20 protein-coding genes are annotated in these 19,691 nt (G+C 64.9%); 8 read left to right on the top strand and 12 right to left on the bottom strand.

All coding sequences use genetic code 11. The features are described from left to right. Nucleotides 1-8: 8 nt before the first annotated feature. Nucleotides 9-1,130: a DUF2336 domain-containing protein gene (locus tag ACT2BZ_RS18595; RefSeq protein WP_457936736.1), complete on the bottom strand. Its 1,122-nt coding sequence runs from the start codon at nt 1,128-1,130 to the stop codon at nt 9-11. 150 nt (nt 1,131-1,280) lie between these two features. On the opposite strand from ACT2BZ_RS18595, the gene ACT2BZ_RS18590 reads away from it, so the two are divergent. Further along, nucleotides 1,281-1,739 (top strand): MaoC family dehydratase, encoded by a 459-nt coding sequence (locus ACT2BZ_RS18590; protein ID WP_457936735.1) that lies wholly within the window; start codon nt 1,281-1,283, stop codon nt 1,737-1,739. Continuing rightward, nucleotides 1,739-2,617 carry an HpcH/HpaI aldolase/citrate lyase family protein gene (locus ACT2BZ_RS18585; protein WP_457936734.1) on the top strand — a complete coding sequence of 293 codons (879 nt, stop codon included), beginning with the start codon at nt 1,739-1,741 and terminating at the stop codon, nt 2,615-2,617. Before ACT2BZ_RS18590 ends, ACT2BZ_RS18585 begins: the two co-directional genes overlap by 1 nt. Here the strand turns inward: ACT2BZ_RS18585 and ACT2BZ_RS18580 are convergent. Both ACT2BZ_RS18580 and ACT2BZ_RS18575 read right to left on the bottom strand, forming a co-directional pair. After that, nucleotides 2,614-3,222: a flavin reductase family protein gene (locus tag ACT2BZ_RS18580; RefSeq protein ID WP_457936732.1), complete on the bottom strand. Its 609-nt coding sequence runs from the start codon at nt 3,220-3,222 to the stop codon at nt 2,614-2,616. The genes ACT2BZ_RS18585 and ACT2BZ_RS18580 overlap by 4 nt on opposite strands. Nucleotides 3,223-3,226: 4 nt before the next feature. Continuing rightward, nucleotides 3,227-3,811 carry a nitroreductase family protein gene (locus tag ACT2BZ_RS18575; RefSeq protein WP_457936731.1) on the bottom strand — a complete coding sequence of 195 codons (585 nt, stop codon included), beginning with the start codon at nt 3,809-3,811 and terminating at the stop codon, nt 3,227-3,229. A 122-nt stretch (nt 3,812-3,933) separates the two neighbouring features. On the opposite strand from ACT2BZ_RS18575, the gene ACT2BZ_RS18570 reads away from it, so the two are divergent. Continuing rightward, the gene (locus ACT2BZ_RS18570; protein ID WP_457936730.1) at nt 3,934-4,899 is read left to right on the top strand and encodes a hypothetical protein; all 966 of its coding nucleotides are present in this window, start codon (nt 3,934-3,936) and stop codon (nt 4,897-4,899) included. A gap of 7 nt (nt 4,900-4,906) precedes the next feature. On the opposite strand, the gene ACT2BZ_RS18565 is transcribed toward ACT2BZ_RS18570, so the two are convergent. The 4 genes from ACT2BZ_RS18565 to ACT2BZ_RS18550 form a co-directional block, all read right to left on the bottom strand. After that, complete coding sequence (locus ACT2BZ_RS18565; protein ID WP_457936729.1) at nt 4,907-5,860, bottom strand: 1-acyl-sn-glycerol-3-phosphate acyltransferase; 954 nt, start codon at nt 5,858-5,860, stop codon at nt 4,907-4,909. Nucleotides 5,861-5,955: 95 nt separating this feature from the next. Further along, a complete protein-coding gene (gene thrS, locus ACT2BZ_RS18560) occupies nt 5,956-7,932 on the bottom strand; it encodes a threonine--tRNA ligase (protein WP_457936727.1) in 1,977 nt (658 codons plus the stop codon). Between the two features lie 113 nt (nt 7,933-8,045). Then, a complete protein-coding gene (gene yidD, locus ACT2BZ_RS18555) occupies nt 8,046-8,420 on the bottom strand; it encodes a membrane protein insertion efficiency factor YidD (protein ID WP_457941380.1) in 375 nt (124 codons plus the stop codon). After that, complete coding sequence (locus tag ACT2BZ_RS18550) at nt 8,421-8,867, bottom strand: iron-sulfur cluster assembly scaffold protein (RefSeq protein ID WP_457936725.1); 447 nt, start codon at nt 8,865-8,867, stop codon at nt 8,421-8,423. 239 nt (nt 8,868-9,106) lie between these two features. On the opposite strand from ACT2BZ_RS18550, the gene folE reads away from it, so the two are divergent. The 3 genes from folE (at nt 9,107) to ACT2BZ_RS18535 (ending at nt 11,299) form a co-directional block, all read left to right on the top strand. Beyond that, a complete protein-coding gene (gene folE / locus ACT2BZ_RS18545) occupies nt 9,107-9,739 on the top strand; it encodes a GTP cyclohydrolase I FolE (RefSeq protein ID WP_457936724.1) in 633 nt (210 codons plus the stop codon). Nucleotides 9,740-9,790: 51 nt separating this feature from the next. Further along, on the top strand, nt 9,791-10,243 hold the full coding sequence (gene hisI / locus ACT2BZ_RS18540) for a phosphoribosyl-AMP cyclohydrolase (protein ID WP_457936723.1): 453 nt from the start codon (nt 9,791-9,793) through the stop codon (nt 10,241-10,243). An 84-nt stretch (nt 10,244-10,327) separates the two neighbouring features. Then, a complete protein-coding gene (locus tag ACT2BZ_RS18535) occupies nt 10,328-11,299 on the top strand; it encodes a patatin family protein (RefSeq protein WP_457936721.1) in 972 nt (323 codons plus the stop codon). A 6-nt stretch (nt 11,300-11,305) separates the two neighbouring features. Here ACT2BZ_RS18535 and recJ read toward each other — a convergent pair whose 3' ends face one another. From recJ to ACT2BZ_RS18510, 5 genes are all read right to left on the bottom strand, one after another. After that, nucleotides 11,306-13,093: a single-stranded-DNA-specific exonuclease RecJ gene (gene recJ / locus ACT2BZ_RS18530; RefSeq protein ID WP_457936719.1), complete on the bottom strand. Its 1,788-nt coding sequence runs from the start codon at nt 13,091-13,093 to the stop codon at nt 11,306-11,308. A 59-nt stretch (nt 13,094-13,152) separates the two neighbouring features. Next, nucleotides 13,153-13,374 carry a DUF6434 domain-containing protein gene (locus tag ACT2BZ_RS18525; protein ID WP_457936717.1) on the bottom strand — a complete coding sequence of 74 codons (222 nt, stop codon included), beginning with the start codon at nt 13,372-13,374 and terminating at the stop codon, nt 13,153-13,155. Further along, a complete protein-coding gene (locus tag ACT2BZ_RS18520) occupies nt 13,374-14,687 on the bottom strand; it encodes a homoserine dehydrogenase (protein ID WP_457936715.1) in 1,314 nt (437 codons plus the stop codon). Before ACT2BZ_RS18520 ends, ACT2BZ_RS18525 begins: the two co-directional genes overlap by 1 nt. 45 nt (nt 14,688-14,732) lie before the next feature. After that, the gene (locus tag ACT2BZ_RS18515; protein WP_457936714.1) at nt 14,733-15,950 is read right to left on the bottom strand and encodes an LL-diaminopimelate aminotransferase; all 1,218 of its coding nucleotides are present in this window, start codon (nt 15,948-15,950) and stop codon (nt 14,733-14,735) included. Nucleotides 15,951-16,021: 71 nt separating this feature from the next. After that, nucleotides 16,022-16,315, bottom strand: a complete 294-nt coding sequence (locus tag ACT2BZ_RS18510) for a hypothetical protein (protein WP_457936713.1) — start codon at nt 16,313-16,315, stop codon at nt 16,022-16,024. Between the two features lie 148 nt (nt 16,316-16,463). Here ACT2BZ_RS18510 and ACT2BZ_RS18505 point away from each other — a divergent pair, with 148 nt between their 5' ends. Both ACT2BZ_RS18505 and ACT2BZ_RS18500 read left to right on the top strand, forming a co-directional pair. Continuing rightward, nucleotides 16,464-18,296: a PHA/PHB synthase family protein gene (locus ACT2BZ_RS18505; RefSeq protein ID WP_457936712.1), complete on the top strand. Its 1,833-nt coding sequence runs from the start codon at nt 16,464-16,466 to the stop codon at nt 18,294-18,296. A gap of 277 nt (nt 18,297-18,573) precedes the next feature. Then, nucleotides 18,574-19,599, top strand: a complete 1,026-nt coding sequence (locus ACT2BZ_RS18500) for a D-Ala-D-Ala carboxypeptidase family metallohydrolase (protein ID WP_457936711.1) — start codon at nt 18,574-18,576, stop codon at nt 19,597-19,599. Nucleotides 19,600-19,691: the final 92 nt, after the last annotated feature.

Raw genomic sequence — 19,691 nt, 5'->3', positions numbered from 1 at the left:
GCTGGCATTCAGGCCGCCGCGATGGCCAGTGCGTGGCCGCGCGCGTTTTCGCGCAGGGCATCGAGATGGATCGTCTTCAGCAGCCCTGCAAGGTCGCCCGTCGCCTCTGAGCCGCCGAGTTCCTCCAGCATCAGCCAGGATACTTCCTGAGCGCCGGCCACCCGCTTGCCGTTGGCTACCTGGCGCCACACCTTCAGCGCGCGGAGCAGCACGCTATGCACGGACGGCGCCAGTCCGGCGCTGCGAAACAATGCCGACAGCGCGACGTCGTTTCCGTTGGCGAGCAGTGCCCTCACCCGGTCTTCAGACTGTCCGGTCAGTACGACGAGGGTAGAGCCGAAGAAGTCGACCTTGCCATGCGCAACGGTGCGCACGATGAAACTCGCGGTAAGATCGCCACGCACCTGAAGGTGGGCGATCAGTGCGCTGTGTTCTTCGGGCCGCGTACCCTCGATCAGCGTCAGCGAGGCCCTGACGCAGGCATCCTTCATGACCCGGTCGGCGCGCGCGCTGCCCATCAGCGCCACCACGAGCGGCGACCCTTTGAGCGCGTCGCCGAGCTTGACCAGCAGCATGTGGCGGCAGTCAGCCGGCAACCGCGAATCGGCAATCAGCGCCTCGCGCAACGTTCCGACATGACCATGCCGCTCGGCCATGCGGCGGAACGACAGAGCGGCAATCGAGGCGCCGGTATTGGCAAGCAGCGTGGCGCAGGCTTCCGCTTCCGCAACCTCGGCGATGGCTGCAGCAAGCGCCATCGATACGGCCGGCCGGTCGGCAATGAGTTTCTGGGTCGCGACGCTCCCCGAGGCGACACGGTCGATCAGATCGGCATCGGTCAGGAGTGGCGAGCGAGCCAGCACCAGCGCGGCAACCTCGGGCTGGTCGGACGCCAGCGCCCCGATCACCTGCAGCGGCGCATGGCGGCTCATGGCGAGAACTTCGGCCATCGCATGGCGGACCTTGGCCGATGGGTCGTCGAGCAGCAGGGTCAGCGCGGCCTCGGCGGCGCAGCGGTCCTCGAACGGCAGGTCACGATCCACATAGGCGCGAGCAAGAGCGGCTGCCGCAGCGGCCCGTTCGCCGGCCTTTGCAGTGTAAATCCACTTCAGGAAATGTGAGACTACCATCAATGCCCGCTTGCCCCCTCTGACATCCACGTGCCGTCAGAATCGACGCTAGGCCGAAATAGTTTACGATTGGTTCACCATATTTCTTAACCGGCTTGCCGGTCCCGGTCGTAGTGCCTATCAATCCGCCAAGCACACGGAGGACAGAACATGGCCGGGCTATATCTCGAGGAGTTCCAGCCGGGCCAGGTGTTCCGCCACGGCCTGACAAAGACCGTGACCGAGAGCGACAACATGCTGTTCTCGACTATGACGCTCAATCCGCAGCCGCTGCATATCGACTTCGATTTCGCCGCGCGCAGCGAATGGGGCCGCCCCCTGGTCAACTCGCTGTTCACGCTCGGACTGATGATCGGCATTTCGGTGCATGACACAACCATCGGTACGACGGTCGCCAACCTCGGCATGAAGGAAACGACGTTTCCCCACCCGGTCTTTCACGGCGACACGATCCGCGTCGAGACCGAGGTCATCTCGGTCAGGGAATCGAAGTCCAAGCCCGACCGCGGCATCGTCGAGTTCGAGCACCGCGCCTTCAACCAGACGGGAGAGCTCGTTGCCCGCTGCGTGCGCCAGGCGATGATCATGAAGATGGAGCCCACCGCCTGATGCGCTCCTGGCTGTTCGTCCCCGGCGATTCCGAGCGCAAGCTCGACAAGAGCCTCGCCTCACAGGCCGACGTGCTAATCCTCGACCTCGAGGATTCGGTGGCACCGCAGAACAAGCCGCAGGCGCGCGACATGGCCGCCGGCTTCGTTGCCGACCGGCGCGGCGAGACGCAAGCACTGCTCTATGTGCGGGTCAATGATCTCGCGACCGGTCTGACCGACGACGATCTCAAGGCCGTGGTGGCATCAAGGCCAGACGGCATCATGCTGCCGAAGTGCAATTGCGGCGCCGACATACAGCAGCTGTCGACCAGGCTGCGCGTCCTGGAGGCTGAAAACGGCCTGCCGGACGGCTCTATCCGGATCGTCCCGTTGATCACAGAGACAGCCATCGGCGTCCTGTCGGGCGCCAGCTATCGCGGTGCAAGCGCTCGCCTCGCCGGACTGACCTGGGGCGCGGAAGATTTGTCGGCCGCAATAGGCGCGCGCAGCACGCGCGATGAAGCCGGTCGCTATACCGACGTCTTTCGTTTTGCGCGGAGCGTGACGATTCTGGCGGCATCGGCGGCCGGCGTTCCGGCCATCGACACGGTCTTCGTCAATTTTCGCGACACCGAGGGCATGCGGCGCGAGTGCCTGGAGGCCGAGCGCGACGGCTTCACCGGCAAGATGGCGATCCACCCGGACCAGGTGGCGGTCATCAACGAGGCGTTCACCCCGTCGGCAGAAGCGGTCGGGCAGGCCAAGGAGGTCATTGCGGCCTTTGCGCAATCCGGCAATGCCGGCGTCGTCGCCATCGACGGCCAGATGTACGACATTCCGCACCTGCGCCGCGCCGAAGCCCTGATGGCGCGGGCGCGGGCTGCGGGCGTCGCCTAATCGTCCTTCCAGCGCGGCCGGCGCATCTGGAACAGCGCCTCCACGCTCGAATAGTCCATGTAGCCGAGCCGCGCTACATTGCCCGCCTTGACCGTGTCGAACAGCCCGTCGGTCAGGAATGCGTCGTCGATATGCACGCCGACCACCTCGCCTATGACGACGAAGGCGCCCGACCGGCTGCCATCGAGGGCCTTGGGCATGAACACCTCGGTCACCTTGCATTCGAGCGCCGCCGGCGCCTCGGCGACACGCGGCGGCGCCACCAGCCGCGACGGCGCCTCGGTCAGTCCCGCATAGGTGAATTCGCTGACGCCACGCGGCGAGTCGACCGCCGTGCGGTTCATCTTCTCGGCAAGATCGCGGCCGACCAGATTGGCGACGAACTCTCCCGTCTCGGCCGCCAGGCTGGAACTGTCCTTCTGCCCCTCCGACGAAAACCAGACGAGAAAGGGATTGGTCGAGAATGCGTTGAAGAAGGAATAGGGCGCGAGGTTCGCCTCGCCCGTGCGGCTGATCGTCGAGATCCAACCGATCGGCCGCGGTGACACGATCGACTTGAAGGGATCGTGCGGCAGGCCGTGGCCGTTCTTGGGCTCATAAAACAAAATCCTAACCCTCCCACGGACCGGAATAGTCCCCGTAAAGCGAATCGACCTCGGGGCGCGGCCGCTCCGGCGCCTGTCCTTCGTGGGAGCCGATGTGCACGAAGCCGGCGACGCGCTCCTTCGGCGAAAGCCCGAGCAGGGCGCGGCCCTCCGGCAGGTCGGAGTACCAGTTGGTGATCCAGTTGGTGCCGAATCCAAGCGCATTGGCGGCCAGCACCAGGTTCATGGCGGCCGCCCCGGCCGACAGGAACATCTCCCATTCGGGGATCTTCGGATGATCCTTCGGGCTCGACACGACACCTATCACCAGCGGCGCGCGGGAAAAGCGCGTCATCTCCTGGTTGCGGCGGCCCTCCGGCAACGGCCCCTCACGGACTTCGGCGAGTTCCACGATCTTGCGGCCGACCTCCTCGCGCGCAGGGCCGCGGTAGAGGATGAAGCGCCACGGCGCCAGCCTGCCGTGGTCGGGCACGCGGCTGGCGATCGCCAGCATGGTCCTGATCTGCGAATCGTCCGGGCCGGGTTCCCTCAGATCCTGAATGGGAACGGAACTTCGGGTGGACAGAAAATCGATGATGGCCGTGTTCATGGCATGTCTCCGGTCTGATGGGCAAAAGCGCGGCGACGATGCGTGCGGCGACTCTCTGGCTGCCGGAAGGCAGCCGGCGAATAGGCCTTGAAATTGCCACTGCCTTAGGGTTCAACGCAAGTATGACCGGTGGGATATCGCGACTTTTTGGATTGCTCGCCTGCGCGGCCGTCATCGCGGCGCTGCCTGCGCCGGTGATGGCGCAGGAAACCGACATCATCCCGCCCGATCTCAAGCTCCCCTCCATCACCAGTTTTGCGCCCGCCAGCGAAGCGCTCGCCGGACTTGCCGCAGGCGGAGAAATCACCCTCTCGGCCAAGCTCACCGACGATGGCACGGACATCAGTCGAGGTCTCGTCTGGCGGGTCTTCGGCCCGGAACCCGGGCCCGACGGCAAGCTGCCGCTGATCGCATCCGCCCAGGGCGGCACCAGCTCCTTCCAGCTCGCGCCCGGCGGCTACCTCGTGCACGCCTCTTACGGCCGGGCCGGCGCCACCAAGCGCATCACGGTCGGCCGCGACGGGAAGCGCGAGGATCTGGTGCTCGATGCCGGCGGCCTGAAACTCGACGCGGTGCTCGCCGGCGGCGTGCGCATACCGCCGGCCAAGCTGCGATTCTCGATCTACGAGGCCGATGCCGGGGCCGACGGCGAGCGCGCCCTCATCATCCCGGACGTCAGCCCCAATTCGGTGGTGCGGCTGAACTCGGGCACCTACCACGTCGTCTCGACCTATGGCGCAGTCAACGCCGTCATCCGCTCCGACATCCGGATCGAGGCCGGCAAGCTGACCGAAGCGACTGTCGAGCACCACGCCGCCGAACTGACCATGAAGCTGGTGCGCGAGGCCGGCGGCGAGGCGATCGCCGACACGTCATGGTCGATCCTTTCCGGTTCGGGCGACCCGATTCGCGAGATGGTCGGCGCTTTCGCCTCGATGGTGCTCGCCGAGGGCGACTACACGATCATCGCCAAGAACCGCGACCGCATCTACCAGCGCGACTTCACCGTCGTCGGCGGCCGCAACCAGGACGTCGAGGTCCTGGCGACGGAAGCCAATTCCGTCGATGTCAGCGAAGGCGCCGATTAACCGCCTCCTACGCGGCTTTCATTCCGGAATTGCTGCGCCTGAAGCGCGCTATCGCGCGGCGTCGGCGCGTGGCCGCCGGCGGGGCGAGCCTGAACACGGCGTCATGGAGCGTCTCGAGCAGCGTCTTGCGGTCGCGCAGCGGTTCAAGCTGATGCCAGTGTAGCGTCTCGCCGATGCGCACGCCGATCGAGCGGCCCGACAGCCTTGCGAATTCACGCACCAGGAGCGACAGGCGCAGCGCCAGCGCGGCCTTGCCGACCATGCGCGCCAGCCGGTGTTCGTGCGCGGCGAGAGCCATCGGCCTGCTGACCAGGTGGAAGAGGCGACCGTTCTGGCCTGAGAAATACATCGGCACGACAGACGCTCGGGCGTCCTGCACGAGGCGCGCGGGAAACATTTTCCAGGGCAGGTCGCGCGCCGCCCCGAACCCCTTCGGCGCCGTTGCCACGCCGCCGGCCGGGAAGATGTCGATGACGACGCCGTCCTTAAGCAGGCGCACGGCCTCGTGGCGCACGGCGATGTTGTTTTTCAACGCCTCTTTCGTCTCGGAAAAATCGACCGGCAGCGAATAGGCTGCCATTTCCGGGATCTTCAGGAGCTCCGAAGCGATCATGACGCGGAAGGGCCGGCCAAGCTGCTCTGCCAGCGACAGGATGGCGATGCCGTCGCCGATCCCGAAGGGATGGTTGGCGACGATGACCAGCGGTCCGTCCTGCAGGTCGGTCGGCGGCCACTGCCCTTCGCGGCGAACACCGATATCGACCAGTTCCAGCATGCGACCGAAGACCCGCTCGCCGGTCGGCGCGATGTTCCTGCGCCACAGGTCGTAGAGCGCGGCATAGCTGTCCCTGCCCGACAGGCCTTCGACCGAACGGATGAACCAGCGCTTCAGCCGCGGGTCCGCGGCATTGGCGTAGGAGAGTTCCGTGAAGGCGAGGTCGGAGAGTCGCTTGGCCACCATGAACGCTGCTTACGGGCGTCACATGACAGGTGGATGAAGGCGGCAATCCGATGCCGCGGAAGGGCGCAAACCAACGGCTTGCGCCCTTCCGCGGTTTACTGCGCCATGGCACGCCGGCGGTCGGGCGTCACCGCCTCCTGGCTCAGCGAGGCGACGGCCTCGTCGAGCGTCATCGACTGCTGGTCACGTGACCCGAGGCGGCGAATGTTGACCGTCCCCTCCTCGGCCTCGCGCTTGCCGCAGACAATGATCACCGGCACCTTGACCATCGAATGCTCGCGCACCTTGTAGTTGATCTTCTCGTTGCGAAGATCCGGTTCGGCCGACAGGCCGGCAGCCTTCAGCTTCTTGACCACGTCCATCGCATAGTCGTCGGCGTCCGAGGTGATCGTCGCCACCACCACCTGCTGCGGCGACAGCCAGAGCGGGAAGTGGCCGGCATGGTTTTCGATCAGGATGCCGATGAAGCGCTCCATCGAGCCGCAGATCGCGCGGTGCACCATGACCGGCTGCTTCTTTTCCGAATCGCTGCCGATGTAGAAAGCGCCGAAACGCTCCGGCAGGTTGAAGTCGACCTGCGTGGTGCCGCACTGCCACTCGCGGCCGATGGCGTCCTTCAGCACATACTCGAACTTCGGCCCGTAGAAGGCGCCCTCGCCCGGATTGACCGAGGTCTTGATCCTGCCGCCGGACTGCTCCTCGATGATCGCGAGCACATTGCCCATGATCTCCTCGGCATGATCCCATGCCTCGTCCGAGCCGACGCGCTTCTCGGGTCTGGTCGAGAGCTTGACGCTGACCTCCTCGAAGCCGAAATCGGCATAGGTCGAAAGGATCAGGTCGTTGATGCGCAGGCACTCGGCGGCAAGCTGCTCCTCGGTGCAGAAAATGTGGGCGTCGTCCTGCGTGAAGCCGCGCACGCGCATCAGACCGTGCAGTGCGCCGGACGGTTCGTAGCGGTGAACGTTGCCGAATTCCGCAAGCTTTACAGGCAGCTCTCGGTAGGACTTGAGGCCATGCTTGAAAATCTGCACGTGGCCCGGGCAGTTCATCGGCTTCAGCGCGAAGACGCGGTCGTCGTCGGTGTCGTCGCCGGCGACGGTCACCTTGAACATTGCATCGCGGTACCAGCCCCAGTGACCCGAGGTCTCCCACAGTGACTTGTCCAGCACCTGCGGCGCGTTGACCTCCTCGTAGCCCTGCTCGTCGAGGCGGCGGCGCATGTAGTTCACCAGGCTCTGGAACAGCTTCCAGCCCTTGGCGTGCCAGAACACGACGCCCGGTCCCTCCTCCTGGAAGTGGAACAGGTCCATCTCGCGGCCGAGCTTGCGGTGGTCGCGCTTCTCGGCCTCGGCCAGCATGTGGATGTAACCGTCAAGCTGCTCCTGGTTGGCCCAGGCGGTGCCGTAGATGCGCGTCAGCATCGGGTTGTTGCTGTCGCCGCGCCAATAGGCGCCGGCCACCTTCATCAGCTTGAAGGCGCTGCCGATCTGGCCGGTGGAAGCCATGTGCGGGCCGCGGCAGAGATCGAACCAGTCGCCCTGCGCGTAGATCTTGAGGTCCTGGTCTTCCGGGATCGCGTCGATCAGTTCGAGCTTGTAGGCCTCGCCCTTGTCGGCAAACACCTGTTTCGCCTTGTCGCGCGACCAGACTTCCTTGGTGAACGGCTTGTTGCGGCCGATGATCTCGCGCATCTTTTTCTCGATGGCGGGAAAGTCCTCGGGCGTGAAGGGCTCGTTGCGGGCGAAATCGTAGTAGAACCCGTTCTCGATAACCGGTCCGATGGTCACCTGCGTGCCGGGCCACAATTCCTGCACGGCCTCGGCCAGCACATGAGCGGTATCGTGGCGGATGAGTTCAAGCGCGCGCGGATCGTCGCGCGTCACGATCTCGATCCGGCCCGAGCGGGCGAGCGGATCGGACAGGTCCTGCAAGACGCCGTCGAACGCCAGGGCAACGGACTTCTTGGCAAGCGACTTGGAGATCGATTCGGCGAGTTCCGCGCCGGTCATCGCGGCGTCGTAGTCGCGCACGGAACCATCGGGAAACGTCAGGGAAACGGTATTTGGCACTTTCTTTTCTCCTATCCAGTCCCGCAAACGAGCGCGGGTGGTTTATTGCCGGATGCGTCCGGCGGCGAGCGGTCTTTTAGGGTCTCATTGGCGAGCCGTAAAGACGCGCGGGTTCAGTGATGCGCGTGGGTGCTGCCCTTGGCGATGCGCCAGTAACGCCAAGGTGCAAACCAGCGGTAGCTTTCGGCGAGCGTCTCGGGCACCCGGTCGATGCCGTGCGTGCCCCAGGGGCCGCAGCGCGCCACCCGGAACAGACCCATCCAGCCGCCGGCCCAGAATCCGTGCCTGGCAATCGCCTCATAGGCATATTCCGAGCAGGTCGGCAGGTGGCGGCAGGAATTCCCGATGAAGCCTGACAGCGTCAGCTGATAGAGGCGCACTAACGAGGTGCCAAGGATTCGGCCCGGCGTCTTGCGCCATGGACCGGACCAGTTGCGGGAATATCGCGGTCTTTGTTCCAGTTTCTGAACGGCCAATCGTCCGGGCAGCTAGGCTGCCTCCTCCGCGCGCTTCTTCTCGATCTGGTCGATCGCGTCGACGACAGCGTCGAAGGTCAGCATGGTCGAGGCGTGACGCGCCTTGTAGTCGCGCACGGGTTCGAGATACTTCAGGTCTGCGAAGCGGCCTTCCGGCGGCGTGCCGCTTTCCTTCAGCATCCTGCGCATCGTCTCGCGCACCGCGCGAAGTTCTTCCGAGGTCGCGCCAACGACATGTTCGGCCATGATCGAGGACGACGCCTGTCCGAGCGCGCAGGCCTTCACGTCGTGGGCGAAATCGGTCACCACGCCATCCTGCATCTTGAGGTCGACCGTCACGGTCGAGCCGCAGAGCTTGGAATGGGCGGTCGCTGTCGCGTCAGGGTGCTCAAGCCGGCCGATCCGCGCGATATTCCCGGCAAAGCCGAGAATTTTCGCATTGTAGATGTCGTCGATCATGATTTTCCAATCCGCCACCTGATGACGACAATCCGTGCCGCGGGCGCATCTTTCTTTCGGGCTATCCGGTCATATATAATGCTTGTGCTCTTTGATCGACAAGGTGGCGGCGACGCCGACGCATCAGGGACAAGATTTCGCAGCTTCGGGACGGCACGGCGCGAGCCGGATTTTCCCGGCAGGTTGTGAACCGTTCAACTCGTTCCTCCGTATAGAGGGGAACTACGGGAGAGACCTCGATGGATGCCGTGATCAAGAAGCTCATGCCGCAGGCTGCCTACATGGACAAGCCCGTCACCGACCGTCCGAGCCAGGCCGAGGTCGAGGCCGCCGTGCGCGTGATGTTGCGCTGGACCGGCGACAATCCCGACCGGGAGGGTCTCGTCGACACGCCGAAGCGCGTCGCCAAGGCCTATCGGGAGATGTTCGGTGGCTACGACATGTGCCCGGCCGAGGAGCTTGGCCGGACCTTCGAGGAAGTCGCCGGCTATGATGACCTCGTGATCGTCCGCGACATCACCTTCCACTCTCATTGCGAGCACCACATGGTGCCGATCATCGGCAAGGCGCATGTCGGCTACCTGCCGGACGGCAAGGTTGTGGGACTCTCCAAGATTGCCCGCGTTGTCGACATCTTCGCGCACCGCCTGCAGACGCAGGAGGCGATGACCGCGCAGATCGCGGGCGTCATCCAGGACGTACTCAACCCGCGCGGCGTCGCGGTGATGCTCGAAGCCGAGCACATGTGCATGGCCATGCGCGGCATCCGCAAGCAGGGCTCGACGACCCTGACCTCGACTTTCACCGGCACCTTCAGGGACAACCCGGAGGAACAGATCCGTTTCGTTACCATGGTGCGCAATGGCCTTTGACCCACTTGCCGGCCTTACCGTCTGTCAACTGAACACGGTTCGGGACCGGTCATGACCGCGTTTGCCCGCCCGTCCGGCGACAAGCACGAGACCGAGGAAGGGTCGGCCTTCGCGCCACGCTTCGATGCGGACGGCCTCGTCACAGCCGTTGTGACCGACGCCGGCGACGGCACCCTCCTCATGCTCGCGCACATGAACGCGGATGCACTGTCGAAAACGCTCGAAACGGGCATCGCGCACTACTGGTCACGCTCGCGCAAGGCGCTCTGGAAGAAGGGCGAAACGTCCGGCAACCTGCAGCAGGTCGTGGAAATCCGCACCGATTGCGACCAGGACGCCATCCAGCTCAGCGTGAAAGTCGCTGGCGTCGATGCAACCTGTCACACCGGTCGGCGTTCCTGCTTCTACAGGACGGTTGCGCTGGTGGACGGGAGAGCGGTTCTTGAAGACGACGGTAGCAAGCCGCTTTTCGACCCGAGAACGGTATATTCCGGCCGGCCTTGAACCAATTTCCAACTTGCCACGACACAGATTCATGATTTCGATACGCCGAACCTGTAAATTCGGCTTCAGTTCAAGGAGATCGTGATGCTCGAGTGGGCGTCGTTGCGCAACAGACCGGATGTACGCGAAGCCAACGGGCTTTCGTCATCGGGCGGCGTCTCCGAGCCCGTACCGGCAAAGAAAACGGGCATTTCGCTGGCTCTTGGTGGTGGTTGTGCCCGTGGCTGGGCGCATATCGGCGTGTTGCGGGCACTCGACGAGGCCGGCATCCACGTCTCCATGATCGCCGGAACTTCCATTGGCGCACTGGTCGGCGGCTGCTATCTTGCCGGCAAGCTGGACGAGCTCGAGGAATTTGCCCGCAGCCTGACCAAGCGCCGGATTTTCGGCCTGCTCGACATCAAGATCGGCGGCAGTGGCCTGTTCGGCGGCATGAAGCTCGACGCACGGCTGCGCGAGCACATGAACGGCATCAAGTTCGAGGACCTGCCAAAACCCTTCGTCTGCGTGGCGTCGGAAATCCGCACCGGCCATGAAATCTGGCTGTCGAGCGGATCGCTGATCACCGCCATGAGGGCCTCTTACGCGCTGCCGGGCGTCTTCGAACCCGTTACCGCCAATGGCCGCGTTCTGGTAGACGGAGCGCTGGTCAACCCGGTTCCCGTGTCGGTCTGCCGCGCGCATGAGCAGCCTCTGGTCGTCGCCGTCAACCTGCACTACGACCTCTTCGGTCGCGCCGCCGTCATCAAGCACAGCGCCGGCGAGCTGGTCGCCGAGCCCGACGCGTCGCCCGCCGAGCGCTTCAATGCCGACACGCGGTCGAAAGAATCGCGGATCGGCGTCACCGGCGTCATGCTCGAGGCCTTCAACATCATCCAGGATCGCATTTCGCGCGCGCGTCTCGCCGGCGATCCGCCGGACATGTCGCTGCAGCCGAAGCTCGGCCATATCGGCCTGACCGAATTCTACCGTGCCGACGAGGCCATCCGCCTCGGCTACGAAGCCACGATGGCGCAGATGCGCGATCTCGAGCGGCTGCAGACCGTTCTCGCCTAGCCGTCGTCAGGGCGCCAGCGCGACATCCGTCAGGCGGAATTGAACCCGGCGCGAGCCGTTCCAGTAGTTCCCAGAAAGCGTTCCCGCCACGTGCACCGTGGCGCCGCGATTCTTGAACAGGAACTCGCCGAGCGGGGTGTCGACTGCCCGGAAGGCCATTGCCTGGATGCGGCCGCCGCTCTCCGATCGCAGGTCGACCCGGATGTGGTTGACGCCGACCGGGCGTGCATCGACGAGCGCATGGCGCGGCAGCACGAAGACAGGCGCGACATGGCCTGCGCCGAAGGGACCGGCCTTTTCAAGCGTGTCGAGGAGTGCAAGCGTGGCGCCTTCGGCAGCGAGTGCCGCGTCGATCTGCAGTGTCGCCTCGTCCTGCAGCCGGAACACGTCGGCAGCCGCCCGCTCCTCGAAGAAGGAACGCAGGGCGCCGAGTTTTTCGCGCTCGACCGTGATGCCGGCCGCCATGGCGTGGCCGCCGCCCTTGACGATGAGGCCCTTGTCGGCCGCCTCGCGCACCAGCTTGCCGAGGTCGAAACCCGGCACCGAGCGGCCCGAGCCGGTGCCGACACCGTTTGCGTTGAAGGCGATGGCAAAGGCCGGCCGGTGCGCATGATCCTTCAGCCGTGAGGCGAGCAGGCCGACAATGCCCGGATGCCAGTTCGGGCTGGCGGTCAGGATGATGGCCGGCCCCGGCCCGCCGACGAGTTCCGCATCGGCCTCCGCGCGGGCCTCGGCCAGCATGCCCTGCTCCATCGCCTGGCGTTCCTGGTTCAGCCGGTCGAGCGTTTCGGCAATGGTCGTGGCCTCGACGGGATCGTCCGTCGCCAGCAGCCGGCTCCCCAGCGCGGCGTCGCCAATGCGGCCGCCGGCATTGATGCGCGGCCCGATCAGGAAGGAAAGATGGAAGGTGCCGACGGGCTCGCCGATACGCGCCACGCGTGCCAGCGCGTTCAACCCGGCGTTGTTCTGCTGGCGCGCCGCCAACAGCCCCTTGACCACGAAGGCGCGATTGACGCCGGTCAGCGAAACGACGTCGCACACGGTTGCCAGCGCCACGAGGTCGAGCATCGACAGGAGGTCTGGCTGCTCGGCATCCGGCCGCTCGATGCGCAGCACGCGTGCGGTCTGCACCAGTGCCAGGAAAACCACGCCCGCGGCGCAGAGATGCCCCTGCCCCGACAGGTCATCGTCGCGGTTCGGGTTGACGACGGCAACGGCCGACGGCAACGCCCCGCCTACCTGGTGGTGGTCGAGCACGACGACATCGGCTCCGGCTTCGCGTGCGGCGTCTATCGAAACGGCGCTGTTGGTGCCGCAATCCACCGTCACGATCAGAGACGCTCCGCGCCCGACGAGCTCCCGCATCGCCTCGGGATTGGGCCCGTAACCCTCGAAAATCCGGTCTGGAATATAGATCTCGGCCTCGACACCGTAATGGGCGAGAAAGCGCTTCATCAGCGCCGAGGATGCGGCGCCGTCGACGTCGTAGTCGCCGAAGATCGCCACTTTCTCCTCGCGCCGCACCGCCTCGGCAAGCCGGTCGGCCGCCTTGTCCATGTCGGTCAGCGAAACCGGGTCCGGCAGCAGGTCCTTGATCGTGGGGTCGAGGAAGCGATCCGCGTCGTCGGCCGTCACGCCCCGGCCGGCAAGCACGCGGGCGACGATGTCGGGAACGCCATGACCCTGCGCGATGGCCAGAGCCAGCATCTCCTGGCGCTCGTTCAGGCGGTGCGCCCAGGAATGGCCCGTCGCCGAGCGCTTGACGTCCAGAAAGAGGCGTTTTTCGGCCGGCATCTATGAAGCCATGTCAGTCATGGCACCAAGATAAGGCAACGACCGGCTGTGCCAAGAACTCATGCCTGCGGCCCGGCACCCCGGCGCCGAAGCCATTCATCCGCCACATCGCCCATTGTCTTGTCGCTGCTGTCCTTCACCCAGGCCATGAAGGCCCGGTCGAACTTGAACGCGTCGCCGCATTCGGCCTTGAGGAAGCGGCGGACATTCTGGGTATTGCGGTAGGTCCTGGTGACCGGCGTCTGGCGCGAAATCGTGTCAGAATGCCAGTCGAAGCCCATCAGCCTGCCCGCTCGATGCGGATCACCTGCGGCTTGGCGGTCAGGTGGCCGTCCTTGGTGATGCCGTCGGTCGCCTTGCGCACCGCCGCCTCCGTCGTCTCGTGCGTGACGAGGATGACCGTCTTCTGGTCGGCGACCTCGCCCTCGGCCGCATGCTGGACGATCGATTCCAGCGAAATGTCGCTGTCGGCCATTCGCTTGGCGATGGCCGCGAAGACACCCAGCCGGTCGTGCACGGTCAACCGGATGAAATAGCCGCCTGCATGGGTGCGCATGCGCGCCCGCTTGTAGGGTTTCAGTTCCTTCGCCGGGCGGCCGAAAACGGGTCCGTGCTGGAAGCCGGGACGGCTCTTGGCGATGTCTGCAATGTCGCCGATGACTGCGGAGGCGGTGGCGTTGCCGCCGGCACCGGGTCCGGAAAGCAGCAGTTCGCCCAGAATGTCGGTCTCGATCGCCACCGCGTTGGTCACGCCGTGAACCTGCGCGATCACCGATGCTGTCGGCACCATCGTCGGATGGACGCGCTGCTCGATGCCGGTCTCGGTGCGCTGCGCCACGCCAAGCAGCTTGATGCGATAGCCGAGTTCACCCGCCGCCTGGATGTCGGCCTGGCTGATGTTGGAGATGCCCTCCATGTAGATGTCGTCGGCAGAGATTTTCGTGCCGAAGGCGAGAGCGGTAAGGATCGACAGCTTGTGCGCGGTGTCGTGGCCCTCGATGTCGAAGGTGGGGTCGGCCTCGGCATAGCCCAGCCGCTGGGCGTCCTCCAGGCAGGCCTCGAAGGAGATACCCTCTGCCTCCATGCGGGTCAGGATGTAGTTGGCGGTGCCGTTGAGGATGCCGAAGACGCGCGACACGGTGTTGCCGGCCATTGCCTCGCGCATCGTCTTGATGACCGGAATGCCGCCGGCGACCGCCGCCTCGTAGTTGAGCAGGACGCCCTTCTTCTCGGCGATCTCGGCCAGCGCCACGCCGTGCCGCGACAGCAGCGCCTTGTTGGCCGTCACGACGTGGCGTCCCCCTTCCAGCGCGGCCTTCACGCTGGCCCGGGCAACGCCCTCATCGCCACCGATCAGCTCGACGAAAACGTCGATATCGGCGGAGCGGGCAAGCTCGACCGGATCGTCGAACCATTTTGCGGCGCCGAGATCGATGCCGCGGTCGCGCGTCCGGTCGCGCGCCGAGACGGCCGCAACAACGATCTCGCGGCCGCACTGGCGCGTCAGTTCGGCAGCCTTTTCAGAAAGTACTCGCACCACCGACGCCCCGACGGTGCCCAGTCCTGCCAATCCGATACGCAATGCTTCAGCCATATGCGGCGACGTCCCTCATTCTCTGCTGTGCGAAAAGTGTCCCAGTCAGGACCTGGCGACCAGCGGCACAACGTTGTTGGGCTGCTTGGCCGAAGTGGCGAGGAAACGCTTGATGTTGCGCGCCGCCTGCCGGATGCGGTGCTCGTTCTCGACCAGCGCGATGCGCACGTGATCGTCGCCGTGCTCGCCAAAGCCGACGCCCGGCGCCACCGCAACGTCGGCATGCTCGATCAGCAGTTTCGAGAACTCGAGCGAGCCGAGATGGCGGAACGCCTCCGGTATCGGTGCCCAGGCAAACATCGAGGCTGCCGGCGCGGGAATCGTCCAGCCGGCGCGGCCGAAGGCGTCGACCATGACGTCGCGCCGCTTGCGATAGATCTCGCGCACCTCCGCGATGTCGGCGCCGTCGCCGTTCAGCGCAGCGGCGGCCGCCACCTGGATCGGCGTGAAGGCGCCGTAGTCTAGATAGGACTTCACCCGCGTCAGCGCCGAGATCAGCCTTTCGTTGCCGACCGCGAAGCCCATGCGCCAGCCAGGCATCGAAAAGGTCTTCGACATGGAGGTGAACTCGACCGCGATGTCGATGGCGCCCGGCACCTGCAGCACCGATGGCGGCGGCGAGCCGTCGAAATAGATCTCCGAATAGGCGAGGTCCGACAGCAGGATGATGTCGTTCTTCTTGGCGAAGGCGACCACGTCCTTGTAGAAATCGAGCGACGCGACATGCGCCGTCGGGTTCGACGGATAGTTGAGGATCAACGCGAGCGGCTTCGGGATCGAATGCTTGACGCCGCGTTCCAGCGCCGGGATGAAGCTATCGTCCGGCTCGGCCTGGAGCGAGCGGATGACGCCGCCCGACATGATGAAGCCGAAGGCGTGGATCGGATAGGTCGGGTTCGGGCACAGGATCACGTCGCCAGGCGCGGTGATCGCCTGCGCCATGTTGGCGAAGCCTTCCTTGGAACCGAGTGTGGCGACGATCTGCGTGTCGGCATTGAGCTTCACGCCAAAACGGCGGGCGTAATAGGCCGCCTGGGCCCGTCGCAGGCCCGGAATGCCGCGCGAGGAGGAATAGCGGTGGGTGCGCGGGTCGCGTACGACCTCGCACAGCTTGTCGACGATCGCCTTGGGCGTCGGCAGGTCCGGATTGCCCATGCCAAGATCAATGATGTCGGCGCCCTTGGAACGGGCGCTGGCCTTCAGCCGGTTGACCTGCTCGAACACGTAGGGCGGCAGGCGACGGACCTTGTGAAACTCTTCCATGGCAAATCCAGGCGCTTGGAGGAATGCTGCTGCGCCGCGATATATACCGGTTTGCCGGTAGGGTCGAGGCGTCAGTTCTGTTCGATAAGCCTGAGCGTTTCGGCCTGCTCATCCTCGAGAAGCTTCAGACGCCTGCGGCGTTCTTCAGGCGTCTCGGGTGTCACCTTGCCGGACTGCGCCTGCTGGGCGCGCCGCAGCGACGAGAGCTTGGCCTGCGTCTCTTCCTCGGTCAGCTGCGGTGCCGCGGCCTGCGGGGGGATGTTGAGGTTCGGAAACGTGCCGGTGTTCGCCGCGCCGCTGGCGAGGCTCATCGAGGCATCGTCCTCGGGCGGGGTTCCACAGCCGCCGAGGGCAAGTGCTGCCACCAGGGCCAATGCCGATGCGCCCAGCGGCGCCGATAAGAACCTGCAATGTCTATGTGCCATGACTTTACCTGCCCGCCCGGATTAGACCGCATTGGACGTGCCATGATAATATGTCAAGACAAGGCCCCAAGGAGGACCAGACCTTACCATGACTAAAACAGCCGAACCGGGGAAAAAGGATTCCGAACCCGCGTCGGATGTCGACCAGTACATGGTCAAGGATCCGGAACAATTTGCGCTCAATCTCGCCCGCATGGTCGAGCAGGCCGGCAAGGCGGCTTCGGCATGGGCGGGCCCGCGCGAGAAGGGCGAGGTGCGCGACACCGCCGCCGAGCCGATGGCCGACATGGTCAAGACCTTCTCCAAGGTGACCGAGTACTGGCTGTCCGATCCTTCGCGAGCACTCGAGGCGCAGACGCGGCTGTTTTCGGGCTATCTGGAAGTCTGGGGCAATGCCATCAACCGCGTGAGCTCCGGCGAGGAACAGCCCGGCTCGGTGAAACCCGACCCTCGAGACAAGCGCTTCAACGACCCCGAATGGGGCCGCAACGCGTTCTTCGACTTTCTCAAGCAGGTCTATCTGGTAACCTCGCGCTGGGCCGGCGACCTCGTGGAGAACGCCGAAGGGCTCGACGAGCACACCCGCCAGAAGGCCAACTTCTACGTCAAGCAGGTTTCCAACGCGATCTCGCCGTCGAACTTCATCCTGACCAACCCGGAGCTGTTCCGCGAAACCATCGCCAGCAACGGCGAGAATCTCGTGCGCGGCATGAAGATGCTGGCCGAGGACATCACAGCCGGCAAAGGCGACCTCAAGCTCAGGCAGGCAGACGATTCGCGCTTCGAAGTCGGCAAGAACATCGCCGTCAGCCCTGGCAAGGTGGTCGGACGCAGCGACGTCGCCGAAATCATCCAGTACGACGCGGCCACCGACACCGTATTCAAGCGGCCTCTGCTCATCTGCCCGCCCTGGATCAACAAGTTCTACATCCTCGACCTAAATCCGGACAAATCCTTCATCCGATGGGCGGTGGAGCAGGGTCATACCGTTTTCGTCGTCTCGTGGGTCAACCCGGACAAGCGCCACGGCACCAAGGACTGGGAAGCCTATATCCGCGAGGGGCTGCAATACGCACTCGATACGATCGAGGCCTCGACCGGCGAGCGCGAGGTCAACGTGATCGGCTATTGCGTCGGCGGGACGCTGCTTGCCGCGGGCCTTTCGCTGATGGCGCAGGAGGGCGACGACCGCATCCGCTCGGCAACGCTGTTCACCACCCAGGTCGACTTCACCTATGCCGGCGACCTCAAGGTTTTCGTCGACGAGGACCAGGTGGCGGCCGTCGAGCGCTCGATGACCGAAAAGGGCTATCTCGACGGCACCAAGATGGCGACGGCCTTCAACATGCTTCGCTCGGGCGACCTGATCTGGCCCTATGTCGTCAACAACTACATGCGCGGCAAGGATCCCCTACCCTTCGACCTGCTCTATTGGAACGCCGATTCCACCCGCATGGCCGCAGCCAACCATTCCTTCTATCTGCGCAATTGCTACCTCGACAACACACTGTCCCACGGCAAGATGGAAATCGCCGGGCACAGGCTCTCGCTCGCCGACATCAAGATCCCCGTCTACAATCTCTCCACCAAGGAAGACCACATCGCGCCGGCGCGCTCGGTCTTCGTCGGCTGCCAGTATTTCGGCGGTCCGGTCGAATTCGTGATGGCGGGCTCCGGCCATATCGCCGGGGTGGTCAACCCGCCTGCGCTGAAGAAATACCAGTACTGGACCGATGGAAAGCCGGTCGGAGATTTCGACGAATGGGTAGCCGGGGCGACGGAAACCGCCGGTTCCTGGTGGCCGCATTGGCAGAAATGGATCGAGGCCATGGACGATCGCCGGGTCAAGGCACGCAAGCCGGGCAAGGGTGTTAAGGTGCTCGGCGAGGCACCGGGAAGCTACGTCCGGGTGCGTGTCTAGCCGTTAGCGGGCACAATTGACCGGGCCGCCAAACTGCGCGAAGGGTGGCCAGCGCCACCATGATATGGTCTTATTTCGTGCCTAGCCCCATACTGGGGTGACATTGAGGATTCGCACGCCGCCTTTCGGTGGCATGCCGCCGTTGCCGGCGCGACCGGCCGCCCGTCTGGCGCACGTCGCAGGGCCGGCAAGAACGAGTAGGGGAAACAGGTTGAAACCAGGAGCGCGTCAGGCGATCGGGACACGCCACCTTATTCTGGCTGGTCTGCTTTCTGCCTTGCTCGCATCCTGTTCCTCGACCGCCGACCCGACACTCGAACTCACCGCACCCTCCTATAGTGACGCTGGCGCGCCCAACCTGGCGGTCGCGGCCGTCGATGGAGAGGCTGGCGAAGGCGACGTCTCGCTGCCGCAGGAAGTCGCAGCTGCGCCTGCCGCAAAACCCGACGATGAGCCGTCGGCAACCACGGCCGAGGTACCCGCTCCTGCCAAGCCCCTGATCGCCGGCATCGGCGCGGAAAAGGCTGAACCGAAGGGCGCGGCCTCGGTACCGGTCCCCGGAGGCGGCGACTTTCTCGACAATGGCGGCCCCGTCCTGACAGCCGGCGAAATGCCGGACGCGCCTATCGCACCGAAGAAGAAGAGCTTCCTGTCGTCCTTCTTCGGCGCCACCCCGGCACAAGCTGAACCCGAAAAGCCCGCACAGCAAAAGCCGCTGGTGGCGATTGCCAAGCAGGCCGAGCCCAAGCCCGAAAAGCCGGTGCGTACCGCCTCGCTCGACAGCGACGGCGATACGGGCGGCGACTTCGCCCTGCCCGGCGTGCGCACGACCAACCTCTTCGAAATCAAGCGCAAGTCCGGCCTCGACGATGTCAGCGACATCGATGTCCACGAGGACGAGGACGGCTCGCCGGTCGTGCTGGCTTCGGCCGCCGGTCTGGCACGGCTTGCGCCCAACGGCCTGCTGAAGCAGCGCGAGACGGTCGACGTCGCCTGCCTGAAACCTGCCCTGGTCCGCGTGCTGAAGAAGGTCGAGCGCCACTACGGCAAGAAGATGGTCGTCACATCCGGCTACCGCAGCCCCTCCTACAACCGCAAGGTCAACGGCGCGAAGAAGTCGCAGCACATGTATTGCGCGGCGGCTGACGTTCAGGTCCCGGGTGTCAGCAAGTGGGAACTCGCCAAGTTCGTACGCGCCATGCCTGGCCGCGGCGGCGTCGGCACCTACTGTCATACCGAATCGGTACACATCGACATCGGACCGGAGCGCGACTGGAACTGGAAGTGCCGTCGCCGCAGCTAGCGCCACTCTGGGCACGGTCGCTGCCCGCCCGATGCAAATCCGTCGCAGGGACACATCGAAAAAGTTTGTGTTTGCCTGCGTTTCACGGGTTG

It is taken from the genome of Mesorhizobium sp. 10J20-29, from assembly GCF_054130485.1.
The sequence above is the reverse complement of the archived record's forward strand: the minus strand, read 5'-3'. Positions and strand labels throughout refer to the sequence as shown.

Bases quoted from the DNA above. Each gene is read 5' to 3' on its own strand.
- ACT2BZ_RS18520 (WP_457936715.1), bottom strand. From the start codon at position 14,687: ATGGCTGAAGCATTGCGTATCGGATTGGCAGGACTGGGCACCGTCGGG.
- ACT2BZ_RS18535 (WP_457936721.1), top strand. From the start codon at position 10,328: ATGCTCGAGTGGGCGTCGTTGCGCAACAGACCGGATGTACGCGAAGCC.
- hisI (WP_457936723.1), top strand. From the start codon at position 9,791: ATGACCGCGTTTGCCCGCCCGTCCGGCGACAAGCACGAGACCGAGGAA.
- folE (WP_457936724.1), top strand. From the start codon at position 9,107: ATGGATGCCGTGATCAAGAAGCTCATGCCGCAGGCTGCCTACATGGAC.
- ACT2BZ_RS18570 (WP_457936730.1), top strand. From the start codon at position 3,934: ATGACCGGTGGGATATCGCGACTTTTTGGATTGCTCGCCTGCGCGGCC.
- recJ (WP_457936719.1), bottom strand. From the start codon at position 13,093: ATGCCGGCCGAAAAACGCCTCTTTCTGGACGTCAAGCGCTCGGCGACG.
- ACT2BZ_RS18585 (WP_457936734.1), top strand. From the start codon at position 1,739: ATGCGCTCCTGGCTGTTCGTCCCCGGCGATTCCGAGCGCAAGCTCGAC.
- ACT2BZ_RS18525 (WP_457936717.1), bottom strand. From the start codon at position 13,374: ATGGGCTTCGACTGGCATTCTGACACGATTTCGCGCCAGACGCCGGTC.
- ACT2BZ_RS18505 (WP_457936712.1), top strand. From the start codon at position 16,464: ATGACTAAAACAGCCGAACCGGGGAAAAAGGATTCCGAACCCGCGTCG.
- ACT2BZ_RS18550 (WP_457936725.1), bottom strand. From the start codon at position 8,867: ATGATCGACGACATCTACAATGCGAAAATTCTCGGCTTTGCCGGGAAT.
- ACT2BZ_RS18575 (WP_457936731.1), bottom strand. From the start codon at position 3,811: ATGAACACGGCCATCATCGATTTTCTGTCCACCCGAAGTTCCGTTCCC.
- ACT2BZ_RS18590 (WP_457936735.1), top strand. From the start codon at position 1,281: ATGGCCGGGCTATATCTCGAGGAGTTCCAGCCGGGCCAGGTGTTCCGC.
- ACT2BZ_RS18565 (WP_457936729.1), bottom strand. From the start codon at position 5,860: ATGGTGGCCAAGCGACTCTCCGACCTCGCCTTCACGGAACTCTCCTAC.
- ACT2BZ_RS18595 (WP_457936736.1), bottom strand. From the start codon at position 1,130: ATGGTAGTCTCACATTTCCTGAAGTGGATTTACACTGCAAAGGCCGGC.
- ACT2BZ_RS18515 (WP_457936714.1), bottom strand. From the start codon at position 15,950: ATGGAAGAGTTTCACAAGGTCCGTCGCCTGCCGCCCTACGTGTTCGAG.